Annotated in this window: 14 protein-coding genes; all 14 read left to right on the forward strand. The window is 37.4% G+C overall.

The window, feature by feature from the left end:
* Positions 1 to 301: 301 nt before the first annotated feature.
* Complete coding sequence (rny, locus tag ACE025_RS02405) at positions 302 to 1,861, forward strand: ribonuclease Y (protein WP_485937096.1); 1,560 nt, start codon at positions 302 to 304, stop codon at positions 1,859 to 1,861.
* A 171-nt stretch (positions 1,862 to 2,032) separates the two neighbouring features.
* Positions 2,033 to 2,839 carry a TIGR00282 family metallophosphoesterase gene (locus tag ACE025_RS02410; protein ID WP_485937098.1) on the forward strand — a complete coding sequence of 269 codons (807 nt, stop codon included), beginning with the start codon at positions 2,033 to 2,035 and terminating at the stop codon, positions 2,837 to 2,839.
* Positions 2,840 to 2,880: 41 nt separating this feature from the next.
* The gene (gene mutS / locus ACE025_RS02415) at positions 2,881 to 5,520 is read left to right on the forward strand and encodes a DNA mismatch repair protein MutS (protein WP_485937100.1); all 2,640 of its coding nucleotides are present in this window, start codon (positions 2,881 to 2,883) and stop codon (positions 5,518 to 5,520) included.
* Positions 5,521 to 5,540: 20 nt separating this feature from the next.
* Positions 5,541 to 7,514, forward strand: coding sequence for a DNA mismatch repair endonuclease MutL (mutL, locus tag ACE025_RS02420; RefSeq protein ID WP_485937102.1), 1,974 nt, complete (start codon positions 5,541 to 5,543; stop codon positions 7,512 to 7,514).
* Positions 7,515 to 7,565: 51 nt separating this feature from the next.
* Entirely contained in the window at positions 7,566 to 7,961 is a 396-nt protein-coding gene (locus tag ACE025_RS02425; RefSeq protein WP_485937104.1) for a hypothetical protein, read from the forward strand.
* Between the two features lie 32 nt (positions 7,962 to 7,993).
* Positions 7,994 to 8,515 (forward strand): hypothetical protein, encoded by a 522-nt coding sequence (locus tag ACE025_RS02430; protein WP_485937106.1) that lies wholly within the window; start codon positions 7,994 to 7,996, stop codon positions 8,513 to 8,515.
* 97 nt (positions 8,516 to 8,612) lie between these two features.
* The gene (msrB, locus tag ACE025_RS02435; protein WP_485937108.1) at positions 8,613 to 9,050 is read left to right on the forward strand and encodes a peptide-methionine (R)-S-oxide reductase MsrB; all 438 of its coding nucleotides are present in this window, start codon (positions 8,613 to 8,615) and stop codon (positions 9,048 to 9,050) included.
* A gap of 223 nt (positions 9,051 to 9,273) precedes the next feature.
* Complete coding sequence (gene ruvA, locus ACE025_RS02440) at positions 9,274 to 9,879, forward strand: Holliday junction branch migration protein RuvA (protein ID WP_485937110.1); 606 nt, start codon at positions 9,274 to 9,276, stop codon at positions 9,877 to 9,879.
* Positions 9,880 to 9,903: 24 nt separating this feature from the next.
* Positions 9,904 to 10,920: a Holliday junction branch migration DNA helicase RuvB gene (gene ruvB, locus ACE025_RS02445; RefSeq protein WP_485937112.1), complete on the forward strand. Its 1,017-nt coding sequence runs from the start codon at positions 9,904 to 9,906 to the stop codon at positions 10,918 to 10,920.
* A gap of 16 nt (positions 10,921 to 10,936) precedes the next feature.
* A complete protein-coding gene (queA, locus tag ACE025_RS02450; RefSeq protein WP_485937114.1) occupies positions 10,937 to 11,968 on the forward strand; it encodes a tRNA preQ1(34) S-adenosylmethionine ribosyltransferase-isomerase QueA in 1,032 nt (343 codons plus the stop codon).
* A 508-nt stretch (positions 11,969 to 12,476) separates the two neighbouring features.
* Complete coding sequence (locus ACE025_RS02455; protein ID WP_485937116.1) at positions 12,477 to 13,082, forward strand: TetR/AcrR family transcriptional regulator; 606 nt, start codon at positions 12,477 to 12,479, stop codon at positions 13,080 to 13,082.
* Positions 13,083 to 13,117: 35 nt separating this feature from the next.
* Entirely contained in the window at positions 13,118 to 14,263 is a 1,146-nt protein-coding gene (gene tgt / locus ACE025_RS02460) for a tRNA guanosine(34) transglycosylase Tgt (RefSeq protein WP_485937118.1), read from the forward strand.
* A 90-nt stretch (positions 14,264 to 14,353) separates the two neighbouring features.
* Positions 14,354 to 14,683, forward strand: coding sequence for a preprotein translocase subunit YajC (gene yajC / locus ACE025_RS02465; RefSeq protein WP_485937120.1), 330 nt, complete (start codon positions 14,354 to 14,356; stop codon positions 14,681 to 14,683).
* Positions 14,684 to 14,868: 185 nt separating this feature from the next.
* On the forward strand, positions 14,869 to 15,150 hold the full coding sequence (locus ACE025_RS02470) for a post-transcriptional regulator (RefSeq protein WP_485937122.1): 282 nt from the start codon (positions 14,869 to 14,871) through the stop codon (positions 15,148 to 15,150).
* The last annotated feature ends 52 nt before the right edge of the window (positions 15,151 to 15,202 follow it).

Raw genomic sequence — 15,202 nt, forward strand, 5'->3', positions numbered from 1 at the left:
GATGTTTTTGCACTTAAAGGTATATGAAACCTAGTGTTTTTAAATGTAAATAAGTTTTATATTTCCAATAAACTTCCCCAGACACAAACAAATGGATAAAAATTGACCATTTCCTTTACTATATGCATAAGAATTACTCGGCATTTCTTTATTTGAGTTGACATGTCAACTTTCTACAATTAAAATTAGGTTATCTATTAAAAGATAATCTAAATAGATATAAATTCAGCAAAAAATAGGGATTTGCTGGTAAAATGAAAATGATGAAGACAAATTAAATAATGGATACGGAGGTGTTAAATTGGACTTTTTAAATATAGCCTTCGCTATCGTTACTTTAGTTGTCGGTCTGTTTGTTGGATACATCATCCGCAAAACAACTTACGAAAAAGAATTGGATGATGCTAGAAACACTGCAACTGGTATTTTGGAGAATGCAAAAAAAGAAGCAGAAACCATGAAAAAGGAAGCGTTGTTAGAAGCGAAGGATGAGAGCCACAAATATAGAACTGAAATTGAAGCTGAACTGAAAGAGAGAAGAGCAGAAATCTCTAGACAAGAGAATCGATTAGTTCAACGAGAAGATAAACTCGATCGTAAAAGTAGCGGGTTGGAAAAACGTGAACGCGATATTGAAGCGAACGAGAATCGACTAAGTTCGAGACAACAACAAATTAACGATTTAGAGCACAAGGCAAAAGATTTGATTACAGATCAACAAGAAACACTAGAGCGTATTGCAGCTCTTACCAGAGAAGAAGCCAAAGAAATCATTATGGCAGAAACTCGAGAAGAATTGTCTAATGAAACAGCTGTAATGATCAAGAATCTTGAGGATGAAGCTAAGAAAGAAGCAGATCGCAGAGCGAAGAATTTGATTGCTACAGCTATTCAACGTAGTGCTGCTGATCAAGTGTCTGAAACAACAGTTTCTGTTGTAACGTTGCCGAATGACGATATGAAGGGCCGCATCATTGGACGTGAAGGTCGAAACATCCGTACGATTGAGTCATTAACTGGTATGGATCTGATCATCGATGATACGCCTAATGCTGTTGTACTTAGTGGATTTGATCCAATTCGTAGAGAAATTGCTAAAATGACCTTAGAAAAACTGATTCAAGATGGAAGAATACACCCAGCACGCATAGAGGAAATGGTTGAGAAATCTCGTAAAGAAATGGATGACCATATTCGCGAAATTGGGGAAAAAGCTACATTTGATGTAGGGGTACATTCATTACATCCGGATTTGATCAAAATTGTAGGTCGTTTACAATTTAGAACAAGTTATGGTCAAAATGCGTTATCTCATTCTCTTGAAGTAGCAAAATTAGCAGGTGTTATGGCTGCTGAATTAGGAGAAGATATCACATTGGCAAAACGAGCTGGACTATTGCATGACATCGGTAAAGCTTTAGATCATGAAGTAGAAGGTTCTCACGTTGAAATCGGTGCAGAAATCGCCCGAAAATACAAAGAAAACGAAACAGTGATCAATGCTATTGCTTCTCATCACGGAGATATCGAAGCAACATCCGTTATTTCTGTATTGGTAGCTGCAGCAGATGCCCTATCTGCCGCTAGACCAGGTGCAAGAAGCGAATCATTAGAGCACTACATCCACAGACTTGAGAAGTTAGAATCTATCGCTAAAGATTTCGAAGGGGTGGAGCAAAGTTATGCTATTCAAGCAGGTCGTGAAGTTAGAATCATGGTTAAACCAGAAGTGGTTGATGATTTGACGGCTGTAACCTTAGCGCGAGAAGTACGTAAACAGATCGAAGAAGAATTAGATTATCCTGGACATATCAAGATAACGGTTATTCGTGAAACGAGAGCTGTTGAGTACGCAAAATAAAAGATGATAAAAGGAGCAGGGATGCATTCCCAGCTCCTTTTTTTTTGCTGCTTTTAGAGAGCCTTTCTTTTCGATAGAATTCTTGTTAAAATTAGAGGGATAGTAAAAGAAGTAAAAACTAGGATATCGGTTATCTTACGATACATAAGATATGAGAGAAGAGGATTTTTAATGAGGTTAATTTTTGTTGGAGATGTCGTAGGTTCACTTGGAAGAGATATGGTTCATGAGTACTTGCCAAAAATAAAAAAAATATATAAACCACAAGTAACCATTTTAAATGGTGAAAACGCAGCGTCTGGTCGTGGAATCACTGAAAAAATATACAAAGGATTTTTACAAGATGGTGTAGATGTTGTGACGATGGGAAACCATACTTGGGATAATCGAGAAATATTTGAATTTATAGATGATGCTAAAAAAATGATTCGGCCAGCTAATTATCCTGAAGGACTGACTCCAGGAGAGGGAATGACATTTGTAAAAGTAAATACACAAGAGCTGGCGGTTATCAATCTTCACGGTAGAGTGTTTATGAATGATGTAGATGATCCTTTTAGAAAAGTTGATGAATTGATTGAAATAGCTCAAGAGCGCACCAATAAAATTTTCGTTGATTTCCATGCAGAGACGACGAGTGAAAAGCAAGCTATGGGATGGTACTTGGATGGTCGAGCATCTGCTATGGTAGGTACACATACCCATGTGCAAACCAACGATGCACGTATTTTGCCGGAAGGAACCGCTTATCTGACAGATGCAGGGATGACCGGTCCTTATGATGCGGTCTTAGGGATGAAAAAAGAACAAGTATTGCGCAAATTTTTAACGCAAATGCCGACACGATTCGAAGTGCCCAATGAGGGACGACAAATCTTATCTGCTTGTTACATTGAAATAGATGATGTGACAGGAAAAGCTAAAAAAATCGAGCCCATTATGATCAATGAAGATCGTCCTTTTGGATTGGACCGTTAACAGTTAATATAGAATGAAAAGAAATAGGGGGAATAATCAACATGCCGCAAAAAACAAAAAATACCCCAATGATGGAACAGTATTTGCATATCAAAGCACAATATCCTGATGCATTTCTTTTTTATCGTTTAGGCGATTTTTATGAAATGTTTAATGAAGATGCTGTAAAAGCTTCTCAAGTACTGGAAGTAACATTGACTAGTCGAAATAAAAACGCTGAAGACCCTATACCGATGTGCGGAGTGCCTTACCATGCAGCACAAGGATATATCGATACGTTGATTGAAAAAGGGTATAAAGTGGCTATTTGTGAACAAGTAGAAGACCCAAAGACAACTAAAGGGATGGTCAAACGCGAAGTTGTTCAAGTTGTTACTCCAGGGACAGTTATGGATCTGAAAAGCCAAGATGGAAAAAGCAATAATTACTTGACGGCTTTGTATATCGATGAATCTAAAGCTTACAATTTAGCGTATGCAGATTTGAGTACAGGAGAATTGAAGGTTACTCAAATAGACACAAAAGAAGAATTAATCAGCGAGCTGATCAGTCTTAAAACGAAAGAAACCGTCTTTATAGAAGGTGAATCCATTGAAGAACAAACAGAATTAAACACCAAATTAGGAGTATTGATTTCTACCCAGAAAACGATTGAAACAGCGGAATCATTATCTCATTTATTAGGAATTGTTGAATCAAAAAATAAACGCTTTGTGTTGAATCTGCTGCTTTCTTATTTATCGCAGACCCAAAAAAGAAGTTTAGATCATTTACAAATAGCTGAAGAATACACACCATCTCATTATTTAAAGATGGATCATTATTCTAAGCAAAATTTAGAGCTGACGAGTTCTATCCGAGATGGACAGAAAAAAGGAACTTTGCTGTGGTTGTTGGATGAAACAAAAACAGCTATGGGGGGGCGATTGTTAAAACAATGGATCAACCGTCCTCTAGTTCATAAAGAGAAAATCGAAGCTAGACAGCGAATAGTAGAAAATTTACTCAATCACTTTTTCGAACGCAGTGATCTGAATGCAGTATTGACGAAAGTCTATGATTTAGAGAGACTCGCTGGAAGAATTGCTTTTGGAAATGTGAATGGACGCGACTTGGTCCAACTTAAGACTTCTTTGAATCAAATTCCTCTTTTAAACAATTTGATCCAAGGGATGAATGAGAACGAAGAATGGACCAGCTTGTTGAAACAATTAGATCCTGTAGCAGAAGTCAGCGACTTGATTGAAACGGCAATCCACGATGAGCCGCCTATTGCTATCAAAGATGGCGGCATCATTAAAGATGGATACAATGCCAAATTGGATGAGTACCGCGACGCCATGAAAAACAGCAAACAGTGGATCGCTAGTATGGAAGCAGAGGAAAGAGTAAAAACCGGAATCAAGACCCTTAAAATCGGCTACAATAAAGTATTCGGTTATTACATCGAAATCACTCGAGCAAATTTAGTTCATTTGCCTGAAGGAAGATATGAGAGAAAACAAACTCTTTCTAATGCAGAGCGGTTCATTACTCCTGAGCTGAAAGAAAAAGAATCGATCATCTTAGAAGCAGAAGACAAGTCTACAGCTTTGGAATATGAATTGTTCGCAGAAATCAGAGAAATCGTCAAGAATTCAATTGTGCGTTTGCAAAACTTGGCTAAGGCTGTAGCCACAGTAGATGTATTGCAAAGTTTTGCTGCAGTGAGTGAGAAGTATCATTATATCCGTCCCTTGATGGAAAAAGGCAGCCAAGAAATTGAATTGATTGATGGCAGACACCCAGTGGTTGAAAAAGTTCTAGGACAGCAAATATACGTTCCGAATGATGTCGAAATGGATAAAGATACGCAGATTATGTTAATCACAGGACCCAATATGTCTGGTAAAAGTACGTATATGCGCCAATTAGCTTTAACAGTGATCATGGCACAAATAGGATGTTTTGTGCCGGCAAATAAAGCTAAGCTGCCGATATTTGATAAGATCTTTACACGCATTGGTGCTGCAGATGACCTGATCTCTGGGCAGAGTACATTTATGGTCGAAATGATGGAAGCTAACCAAGCTTTGTCGCATGCTACAAAAGATAGTTTGATTTTATTTGATGAGATCGGTCGAGGAACTGCAACATATGATGGTATGGCTCTAGCAGAAGCGATTATTGAATACATTCATCAGCATGTTCATGCCAAGACATTATTTTCAACTCATTATCATGAATTGACTGTTTTAGAACAAGAGCTGGATCATTTGAAAAATTGTCATGTAGGAGCTATCGAAGAAGAAGGAGAATTGGTCTTCTTACACAAGATGCTTCCAGGTCCATCAGATAAAAGCTATGGAATCCAAGTAGCTAAGTTGGCAGGTTTACCTGAAGAGTTGTTGGAGAAAGCAGCGAAGATACTAAAAAAATTGGAACAACAAAAACCAGTGGTGCAACAGATGGCAGAATCCGAAACACAAAACACACAAAAAGTTCAGGAACAAGTTGTCAAAAGAGAAGAGACACCGTTCAGTATGTCAGCAGAGCAGCAAATTTCGCTGTTCAGTTTAGAAGAACCGCAAGAGAAAGAAGTTATCCAGTTGCTAAAAAACATCAATTTATTGACCCTTACTCCATTAGAAGCCATCAATGAATTGAATCGTCTGCAACAAAAGTTACAGAATAAAGAATAACGGTAAAGGGGATGGGATAAGTGGCTAAAATTGAAGAACTTTCAGAAATGCTGGCCAATCAGATCGCAGCCGGTGAGGTCATTGAAAGACCTGCTTCGGTTGTCAAAGAACTGGTAGAAAATGCAATCGATGCGTATAGTACTCAAATTGATGTCCGCATCGAGGAAGCGGGATTAAGAAAAATCCAAGTGATCGATAATGGAGATGGAATCCCTTCTTCCGAAGCAGAGAAAGCATTTAAACGGCACGCCACAAGTAAAATCCATTCAAGAGATGATTTATTCCGTATTCGAACGTTAGGTTTTAGAGGAGAAGCTCTACCCAGTATTGCTTCTGTCTCAGAAGTAACTTTAGAAACTTCTACAGGTGAGGGGAAAGGGACTTACTTGCATTTAAAAGGTGGGAAAATAATTGAACAGCGATCAAGTGATGCTCGTAAAGGATCGAAAATCACCGTTGAGAATTTATTTTTTAATACACCTGCCCGTTTGAAGTATGTGAAGTCGCTGCAAACAGAGTTGGCAAATATAGGGGATATGATCAATCGTTTAGCTATGAGTCATCCTGATATTGCTTTTCGCTTGGTCCACGATGACAATCAAATGCTGCGTACAGTTGGCAACGGCGATTTACGTCAGACTTTGGCTGGAGTATATGGTGTACAAACGGCTAAGAAAATGCGTCCGATCGAAAACGAAAACTTAGATTTCAAAATAGGCGGCTACATTTCTTTGCCGGAAGTAACCAGAGCCAGCCGAAACTATTTGTCTATTATGGTGAACGGCCGTTACATTAAAAATTACCTGTTAAACAAAGCTATTATTGAGGGTTATGGATCGAAATTAATGGTAGGACGTTTTCCGATTGCTGCTATTACAATCGATATGGACCCTTTGTTAGTCGATGTAAATGTCCATCCTACAAAACAAGAAGTCCGGATCAGCAATGAAAAAGAATTGATGGAACTGTTGTCCCAAGCTATTCAAAAAGCTTTAGGCAAAGAACAACTGATTCCAGACGCTTTAGAAAATCTGAGATTTAAAAATAAACTCAACAAATCAAATGATAAAACAGAACAAATCCGATTAAATATGACTGAAGATCGATCATATGAAATGAAAAAGACTTCTTCTTGGGATAGACCAGAAAAAGAAAGTCGAAATGATGAGAAAACACCCGGTTCTGTTCACCTTACTAAAGAAGTAATAGAAGAGGCTGAAAAAACGGATTTTTATGTGAGTGAGGACACGGAACTGACTGAAGCTTCTCTATCTAGAGAAGTTGCTAATACGAATTCTGCTTCGACTGCTGAAAACGATGATTCTAGTGAACAGATCGAGTTGCATCAAGAGCCGCACATGAAAGCAGCTGAAAAAATGTTGGCTGAAGAAGAGGAAGTAAAACAGTTACCTTCATTAGAATATATTGGTCAAATGCACGGGACTTATTTATTTGCTCAAAATGAGAACGGCTTATACATTTTAGATCAGCATGCAGCACAAGAACGCATAAAATATGAGTATTTCCGTAAAAAAATCGGCGAAGTCAGTTCTGATCTGCAAGAATTGCTAGTGCCCATTATGCTGGATTATCCAAATAGTGACACATTAAAAATACAAGAAAATAAAGAAGCTCTGGAAAAAGTTGGAATCTATTTAGAGCCTTTTGGTCAAAATAGTTTTTTGCTGAGGAGACATCCAACTTGGTTTACTTCAGGAGAGGAAGAAAAAATCGTCCGAGAGATGATCGATCTTCTTCTGGATAATGGATCGGTCTCAGTAGCGAAGTTTAGAGAAGCTACGGCTATCATGATGAGCTGCAAACAATCGATCAAAGCAAACCATTACTTGAATGATCAAGAAGCTCGGCAATTGCTGAGAGATCTAGGACATACGGAGAATCCATACAATTGTCCGCATGGGAGACCTGTTATTATTCACTTTGGCAATAAAGATATGGAAAAAATGTTCAAACGTATACAAGATCCTCACTAAAAGGATGAATGACGAAAGGGGATTTCAGGTGCACTGCGCACCGTCTAATAAATGAAAGAAAAAATCAATCGCTTCATGCAAAGCAGATATGGGATAGACAATTATTCAAAATTCTTAGTGATTGTAAGTTTGGTATTGGTTTTGTTAGCGAACATCACTTCATTTTCAGTATTTACTTTTTTAGGTTTAGGGACGTTGATCTATGCTTATGTAAGAGTGCTGTCTAACAAACCTGCGAAGCGCTGGAGAGAGAACCAGCTTTATTTGCAACAAAAAAGAAAAGTTTTGAATCGAATCAAAAAAATACCAAATGAATTAAAACAAAGAAAACAGTATCGTTTTTATCGTTGTCCGTCATGCAAACAAAAAGTACGTGTTCCCAAAGGCAAAAATAAAATCAAAATCACGTGCCCTTCATGCAGGACTCAATTCGTGAAGAAAACATAACACCGATACAATAAAAAGTCAGGAGAAAGATGATGGAAGATGCAGCAGTAGGATTGTTAATGCTAGGAGTATTAGGTACTGTAGGATTGATAACGATCATTATAGGCTATGCGATCAAAAAAAGAACTGAAAGCAAGTTGGATCGTTGTACAAAAAAAACAGAAGGTGAAGTAACAGGATTTGATGCAAGAGGCAATGGGCTGTATTTCCCCATTGTACGATTTGAACATAAAGGCACCCCTTATAAAGCACGCTTGATTTATCGATCAATTGCTGTCAAATCGAGTAATCTTTATACGAAAACTGAAGTAACTGGGGATAAATTTGATCAAACGCTGCACGTAAAACGAAACAGCATGATGTCTCGAAATCCTTTAGAATCTCTTTTCCCTATTGGTTCTTCATTAGATATTTACTATAATGAGTTGAATCCAAAAGAAAATTATGTTCATCGCAGACCAAAAAGTCTTATACCGATGATCTTGATGTTGTCAGGTGCAGGTACTATTTTCGTGGGGCTGATATTGTATTTTGTGTTTACTTCTATTGGGTAACAGGGATGATCCAAATAATTGAAAAAAGTCGATAAACAATATATACTAATAGTAAGTGAAAAAGTGTTATAAGAAAGTAAGGATGGAGTGAAATAGTATGGCAAATTATTCAAAAGAAGAATTGAAACAACGCTTGACTCCAGAACAATTTGAAGTCACTCAAAATGAAGCAACAGAACGTCCTTTTACAGGCGAATATGATGATTTTTATGAAGAAGGAATTTATGTAGATGTAGTAAGCGGGGAACCTTTATTCTCATCCAACGATAAATATGACGCTGGTTGCGGATGGCCTTCATTTACTAAACCAATCGAAACAAAAGACGTTATTGAAAAAATGGATACACGTTACGGCATGCGCAGAATTGAAGTGCGCAGTAAAGACGCGGACTCTCACTTAGGACATGTGTTTCCAGATGGTCCAACAGAAGCGGGTGGATTACGCTACTGCATCAATTCAGCAGCTATGCGTTTCGTACCGGTTGAAAAATTAGAAGAAGAAGGCTATGCAGAATACCGTAAACTGTTTGCTTAATTTCATTAGAAATGCTAAAAAAAGCTGTCTCATGTGAGGCAGCTTTTTTAGTTTTCTGTCAAATTGAGTTGGTATGGGAACGCCCAAAAAGTTTTATTTGAATCAGATAGATTTTTTGCAGAATGATAATAAAGGTGTATTGGTGATTTAAATCAGATTGTGCTAGAATAAAGGGAACAAGTGTGCTGTTTTTATTGATAGAATGGATAGGAGAATTTAACTTATGTATGAATACATAAAAGGAATATTGACGTATGTCAGTCCCGCATATGTAGTAGTAGAAAACCAAGGAATGGGTTACCAAATCCATTCAGCTAATCCTTATCGCTTTTCAACTAAATTGAACGAAGAAGTGCTGATATACGTGTATCAAGCTGTTCGTGAGGATGATATTACGTTGTATGGCTTTAAAGATTTAAATGAAAAAAAGCTGTACTTAAAATTATTGAACGTATCGGGAATTGGTCCTAAGAGTGCATTAGCTATTTTGGCCAACGAAGATCATTCAGGCCTTGTTCAAGCTATCGAAAATAATGATGCCAACTATTTAACTAAATTTCCAGGAGTAGGTAAGAAGACTGCTTCTCAAATCGTATTGGATTTGAAAGGGAAGTTAGGCGATTTGGATGTTGAATGGACTCAAGGAACTGCATTGAATTTTGAAACCGAAGAAGGAAATATTCATGTAGCAGAGGCACTGGAAGCGTTAAAAGTCCTGGGTTATTCTGCTCGAGAAATCAAAAAAATAGCCGGAGAATTAGAAAAAATCCAGCGAGATACTACAGATGCTTACTTACGTGAAGCATTAAAATTAATGATGAAAAAATAAGTCTAAAGAAAGAGGTGAGTACATATGACTTATGAGGAGCGGATTATTTCTGGTGATGTGGAAAGTCTACAAGAAGAAGTGGTTGAGAAATCGTTGCGTCCCCAATACTTAAATCAATATATTGGACAGCATCTGGTTAAAAAAGAACTGTCTATTTATATTGCAGCAGCAAAATTGAGAAAAGAAGCATTAGACCATGTATTGTTATATGGACCACCAGGGCTTGGTAAAACAACAATGGCTATGGTCATAGCAAATGAACTGGGCGTCAACATCAGAACGACCAGCGGACCTGCAATCGAGAAATCCGGTGATCTGGTAGCACTGTTGAATGATTTAGAAGCGGGAGATGTGTTATTTATTGATGAAATCCATCGTTTGCCGAAAGTAGTAGAGGAAGTTTTGTATTCTGCGATGGAAGATTACTTTATAGACATTATTGTAGGCGAAGGTCCAACTGCACATCCCGTGCATTTTCCGTTACCTCCATTTACTTTGGTAGGAGCTACGACCCGAGCAGGACAATTATCAGCGCCTTTGCGCGATCGTTTTGGAATCGTCTCTCATATGGAGTATTATTCCGTGAATGATTTGACCGATATCGTTTTGCGGTCAGCAGATATTTTTGAAACCCACATTGAAGAGAGCGGCGCTGTAGAAATTGCCCGACGTTCGAGAGGGACACCTCGTGTAGCTAACCGTTTGTTGAAGCGCGTGCGTGATTATGCTCAAGTACAAGCAGATGGAGTTGTCACAAAAGATACCGCACATTCTGCTCTCAGCATGCTGCAAGTCGATGATAAAGGTTTAGACATCGTTGACCAAAAATTATTAAGAATGATGATTGAGAGTTATAATGGAGGGCCTGTAGGATTGTCAACGATAGCTGCAAATATCAGCGAAGAGATCGAAACGATCGAGGATATGGTTGAACCTTTCTTATTGCAGAATGGGTTGATTCAGAGAACTCCACGCGGTAGAATAGTCACTGCTATAGGATATGAGCACTTAGGCTATCCTTTACCTACCACAGAAAACTAGATTAGGAGAAATGAAGATGTTGACAACAGAAGATTTTGATTTTGATTTACCAGAAGAATTGATTGCACAAACGCCATTAGCTGATCGTTCAAGCTCGAAATTATTGGTACTGGACAAAGAAAAAGGAAAGATGAAAGATACTCATTTTACCTCTATCTTAGATGAATTGAACCCGGGCGATGCACTTGTCATGAATGATACAAGAGTGCTGCCTGCTCGTTTATATGGGGTCAAGCCGGATACTGGTGGACATTTAGAAGTGTTGTTATTGAAAAATATTGAAGGAGATCAATGGGAAACGTTGATCAAATCTGCTAAAAAAGCTAAAAAAGGAACTGAGATCCACTTTGGAGACGGTCGATTGAAAGCCGTAGTAAAAGAAGAACTGGAGCACGGGGGCCGCATCGTAGAGTTTTCTTATGAAGGGATTTTTCTGGAAGTATTGGAATCATTAGGTGAAATGCCTTTGCCGCCATACATTAAAGAAAAATTGGAAGACAAAGAACGCTACCAAACGGTTTATGCAAAAGAAAATGGTTCTGCAGCTGCACCTACAGCTGGGTTGCATTTCACTCCTGAGTTATTAGAACAAATTAAAGCTAAAGGTGTAGAATTGGTCTTCTTGACGTTGCACGTTGGTTTAGGAACTTTTAGACCAGTCAGTGTAGACAACATAGAAGAACATAAAATGCATGCAGAGTTTTATCGTTTAACTCAAGAAGCGGCAGATCAATTGAATCAAGTACGAGATAATGGAGGAAGAATCGTAGCTGTTGGGACAACTTCTATTCGTACACTTGAAACGATCGGCACTAAATTTGATGGAGAGATCAAAGCAGATAGCGGTTGGACAGATATTTTTATTGCTCCCGGCTACCAATTTAAAGTAGTAGAAGCTTTCTCAACGAACTTCCATTTACCTAAATCGACATTAGTCATGTTAGTCAGTGCTTTTGCCGGAAGAGATCATGTACTTTCTGCTTATGAACATGCTGTAAATGAGAAGTACCGATTTTTCAGCTTTGGAGATGCTATGTTCGTCAAATAAAACAAAAATAGAAGTTGGCTGATGATGCGGCCAACTTCTATTGGTTTGTAGAGGAATTAGGAAGATAGAAGGTATTGAATCAAGTTTTTAAATACTCATGTTAAACATTGGTTCGGTTAATCTAAAAGTTTTTCGGTTCATGCACTTTGCATATTGTGGAGTTTTTTTTAACACCTTCATCAATCTGTGTTCCAAAACTGGTATTCGAATTGACTTTGCGTAAATCTGAAAATCAGTTGTTCAAAAAGAATGTTCCAATAGCTGTTAAACTAAACATTTATCTCTATCTTCCATGTTGCATTCCTCTTCCCATTTATAGAATAACATATGGTGAAAGCGTTTGCTAGTTTAATGACTCCGCTTATTAACAAATTTTGACACTTTTTTAGCGGGTTGAAAATGAAAAATACCAAATGTGCTTTAGTTAAAAAACAAAGTATGATAATATATAGCATTGAGTCAGCATTTTTACATAAAGATAAGCTGATAAGATATGGAGGCTTTTGAAGTGAAAGAACAACATCCCATCGATATTAACAAATTAACTAAAACTCAGCAGAAAATCGTTGATGCAGCATTGGATTTAATATCGCATGTTGGCTATAAAAGTACTACCACAAAAAAAATCGCAGATCAGGCTGGAGTAAATGAGACGACCATTTTTAAAAACTTCACCTCAAAGCAGCTATTGATTGATACAGCGTATAAACAACATACCACTCAAATTACAAATGAAGTAGATGAATTTTTCAGTCTCGATTTTGATAACACAGAAGATTTAATGAGAAAAGCGGGACGTTTTATTGTGGAAATGTACAATCGTCATCGTACAATCGTTATCGGAACGGTCAAAGAAGTCGGTAATGAAAATATGAAATCTATTTCGAATTATAAAGAAGACTACGTCAAGAATTCATTGTGCAAGAAATTAAAATCTTTTTCTTTGGAGCATAATATCAGTGAACAGGAATACGAGACCATTGTTTATATTTTCAATGCGGCGACCTTAAGTTTGCTGATGGATAATGTAAGAAAAGAATATATGGAACACACAAACGAAAGTAATGTAGGTTTAGATGATATTATTGAAATGATGCTAAAAATGCTTTTGTAATAAATCTAGATGTGAGAGAAAGTAGGAAATAAGAAATGTCAGAACCAGCTATCAAATATCGATTGATCAAAAAAGATAAACGTACAGGAGCTCGTCTAGGAGAAATCATTACTCCACATGGAACGTTCCCAACACCTATGTTTATGCCGGTAGGAACATTAGCAACAGTAAAAAGTATTGCTCCTGAAGAATTAGAAGAAATGGGTGCGTCCATTATTTTAAGCAACACATATCATTTATGGTTGCGTCCAGGAGAAGACATTGTTGAAGAAGCAGGCGGATTACACAAATTCATGAATTGGGATAAAGGGATCTTAACGGATTCAGGCGGATTCCAAGTGTTTTCTTTGTCCGATATGAGACGCATTGAAGAAGAAGGCGTTCATTTCAGAAATCATTTAAACGGCTCAAAAATGTTTTTATCTCCAGAAAAAGCTATTAATATTCAAAACAAATTAGGTCCGGATATTATGATGAGTTTTGATGAATGTCCACCATTTGACGAAAGTTATGACTACGTGAAAAAATCTGTAGCTCGTACTTCGAGATGGGCAGAACGCGGATTAAAAGCACATGCTAATCCAGACAGACAAGGATTGTTCGGTATCATTCAAGGTGCAGGATTCAAAGATCTAAGAGAGCAAAGTGCCCGCGACTTAGTTGCAATGGATTTCCCAGGATATTCTATTGGCGGCCTTTCAGTTGGGGAACCTAAAGCAGAAATGAATCGTGTTCTAGAGTTCACAACACCGTTGATCCCAGAAAACAAACCTCGTTATCTGATGGGAGTAGGAACACCGGATTCATTTTTCGATGGAGTAATCAATGGAGTGGATATGTTTGACTGTGTGTTACCAACTCGTATTGCACGTAACGGTACTTGTATGACTCATAAAGGGCGCTTGGTCGTTAAGAACGCTAAATATGAACGCGACTTTGGACCAATAGATGATCAATGCAACTGTTATACTTGCCGCAATTACTCGAGAGCTTACATTCGTCATTTATTCAAATCAGATGAAACATTCGGATTGCGTTTAACAAGCTACCATAACTTATACTTCTTGTTGGAAGTAATGCGCAATATCCGTCAAGCGATCCTTGATGATAACTTATTGGAATATAGAGAAGCCTTTATGGAAGAGTATGGTTATAACAAACCAAATGCAAAAAACTTTTAAAAGGTATAGTATTACTTGCTTATTTTATGGTACAGTTAGTAGTGAAAAATAAGGTAAAATCTATTTTATCAATGTTTAGGAGTGAAACGAATGGAATTTATTTTTAGTTTGCTTCCTTTTGCGTTAATCATGTTATTAATGTACTTCATGATGATCCGCCCACAAAAAAAGGCACAAGAAAAAACACAAAGTATGTTGAATTCTTTGAAAAAAGGAGATACAGTTGTGACTATCGGTGGTTTGCATGGAATGATCGATGAAGTAAGAGAAGCTGATAAAACAGTTGTTATTGATTGTGAAGGCATCTTCTTGACTTTTGAAAGACGTGCGATTGCTCGTGTAGTGACTTCTGCAACGACAGATGCCGTCGATGTTTTAGGAGACAATACTCCTACAAATACAGATTCAAACGAAATGTAATACTAGTTTATTACAGAATAATTTGATATACGATGAATCAGGAAAGGTATAAAGCCTTTCCTTTTCTTTTTTCGTATCTACGTTTCCGTTTCTGATATAGATTGATTTTATGCTGAAAAAAAGTAAAATAAATATAGAAGAATCACAAAAAAACAGTCCGTATAAGTGTAGAAATGAGGTGTAGAATGATAATGATGGATACTGACAGTCAGTTTTCTCAGTATGAACCGTGGTTAAAATTAAAAGCAAAAGAATTGGACTACTTAGGTTATCCAGAAATCAAGGTAGAAGATTTGTGGAGCTACTTAGTAAAATTTTGCTGGAAAAGAAAGCAGCCAGAGCACTATCATGCCTGTGTACAGCAAATCATGGCTATTCAGCCTAATCATTATTTAGATTTTGCATCTCTGGAAGCACAAGTGAAAGTGTCTTCTTTAGAAGAAATGGATTTAAATGCTTTCTTTTAAAATATAAACGGGTCCGATCAAAAATGGTCGGACTTTTTGTTATCTAATTACT

The organism is Desemzia sp. AGC72 (assembly GCF_057334175.1).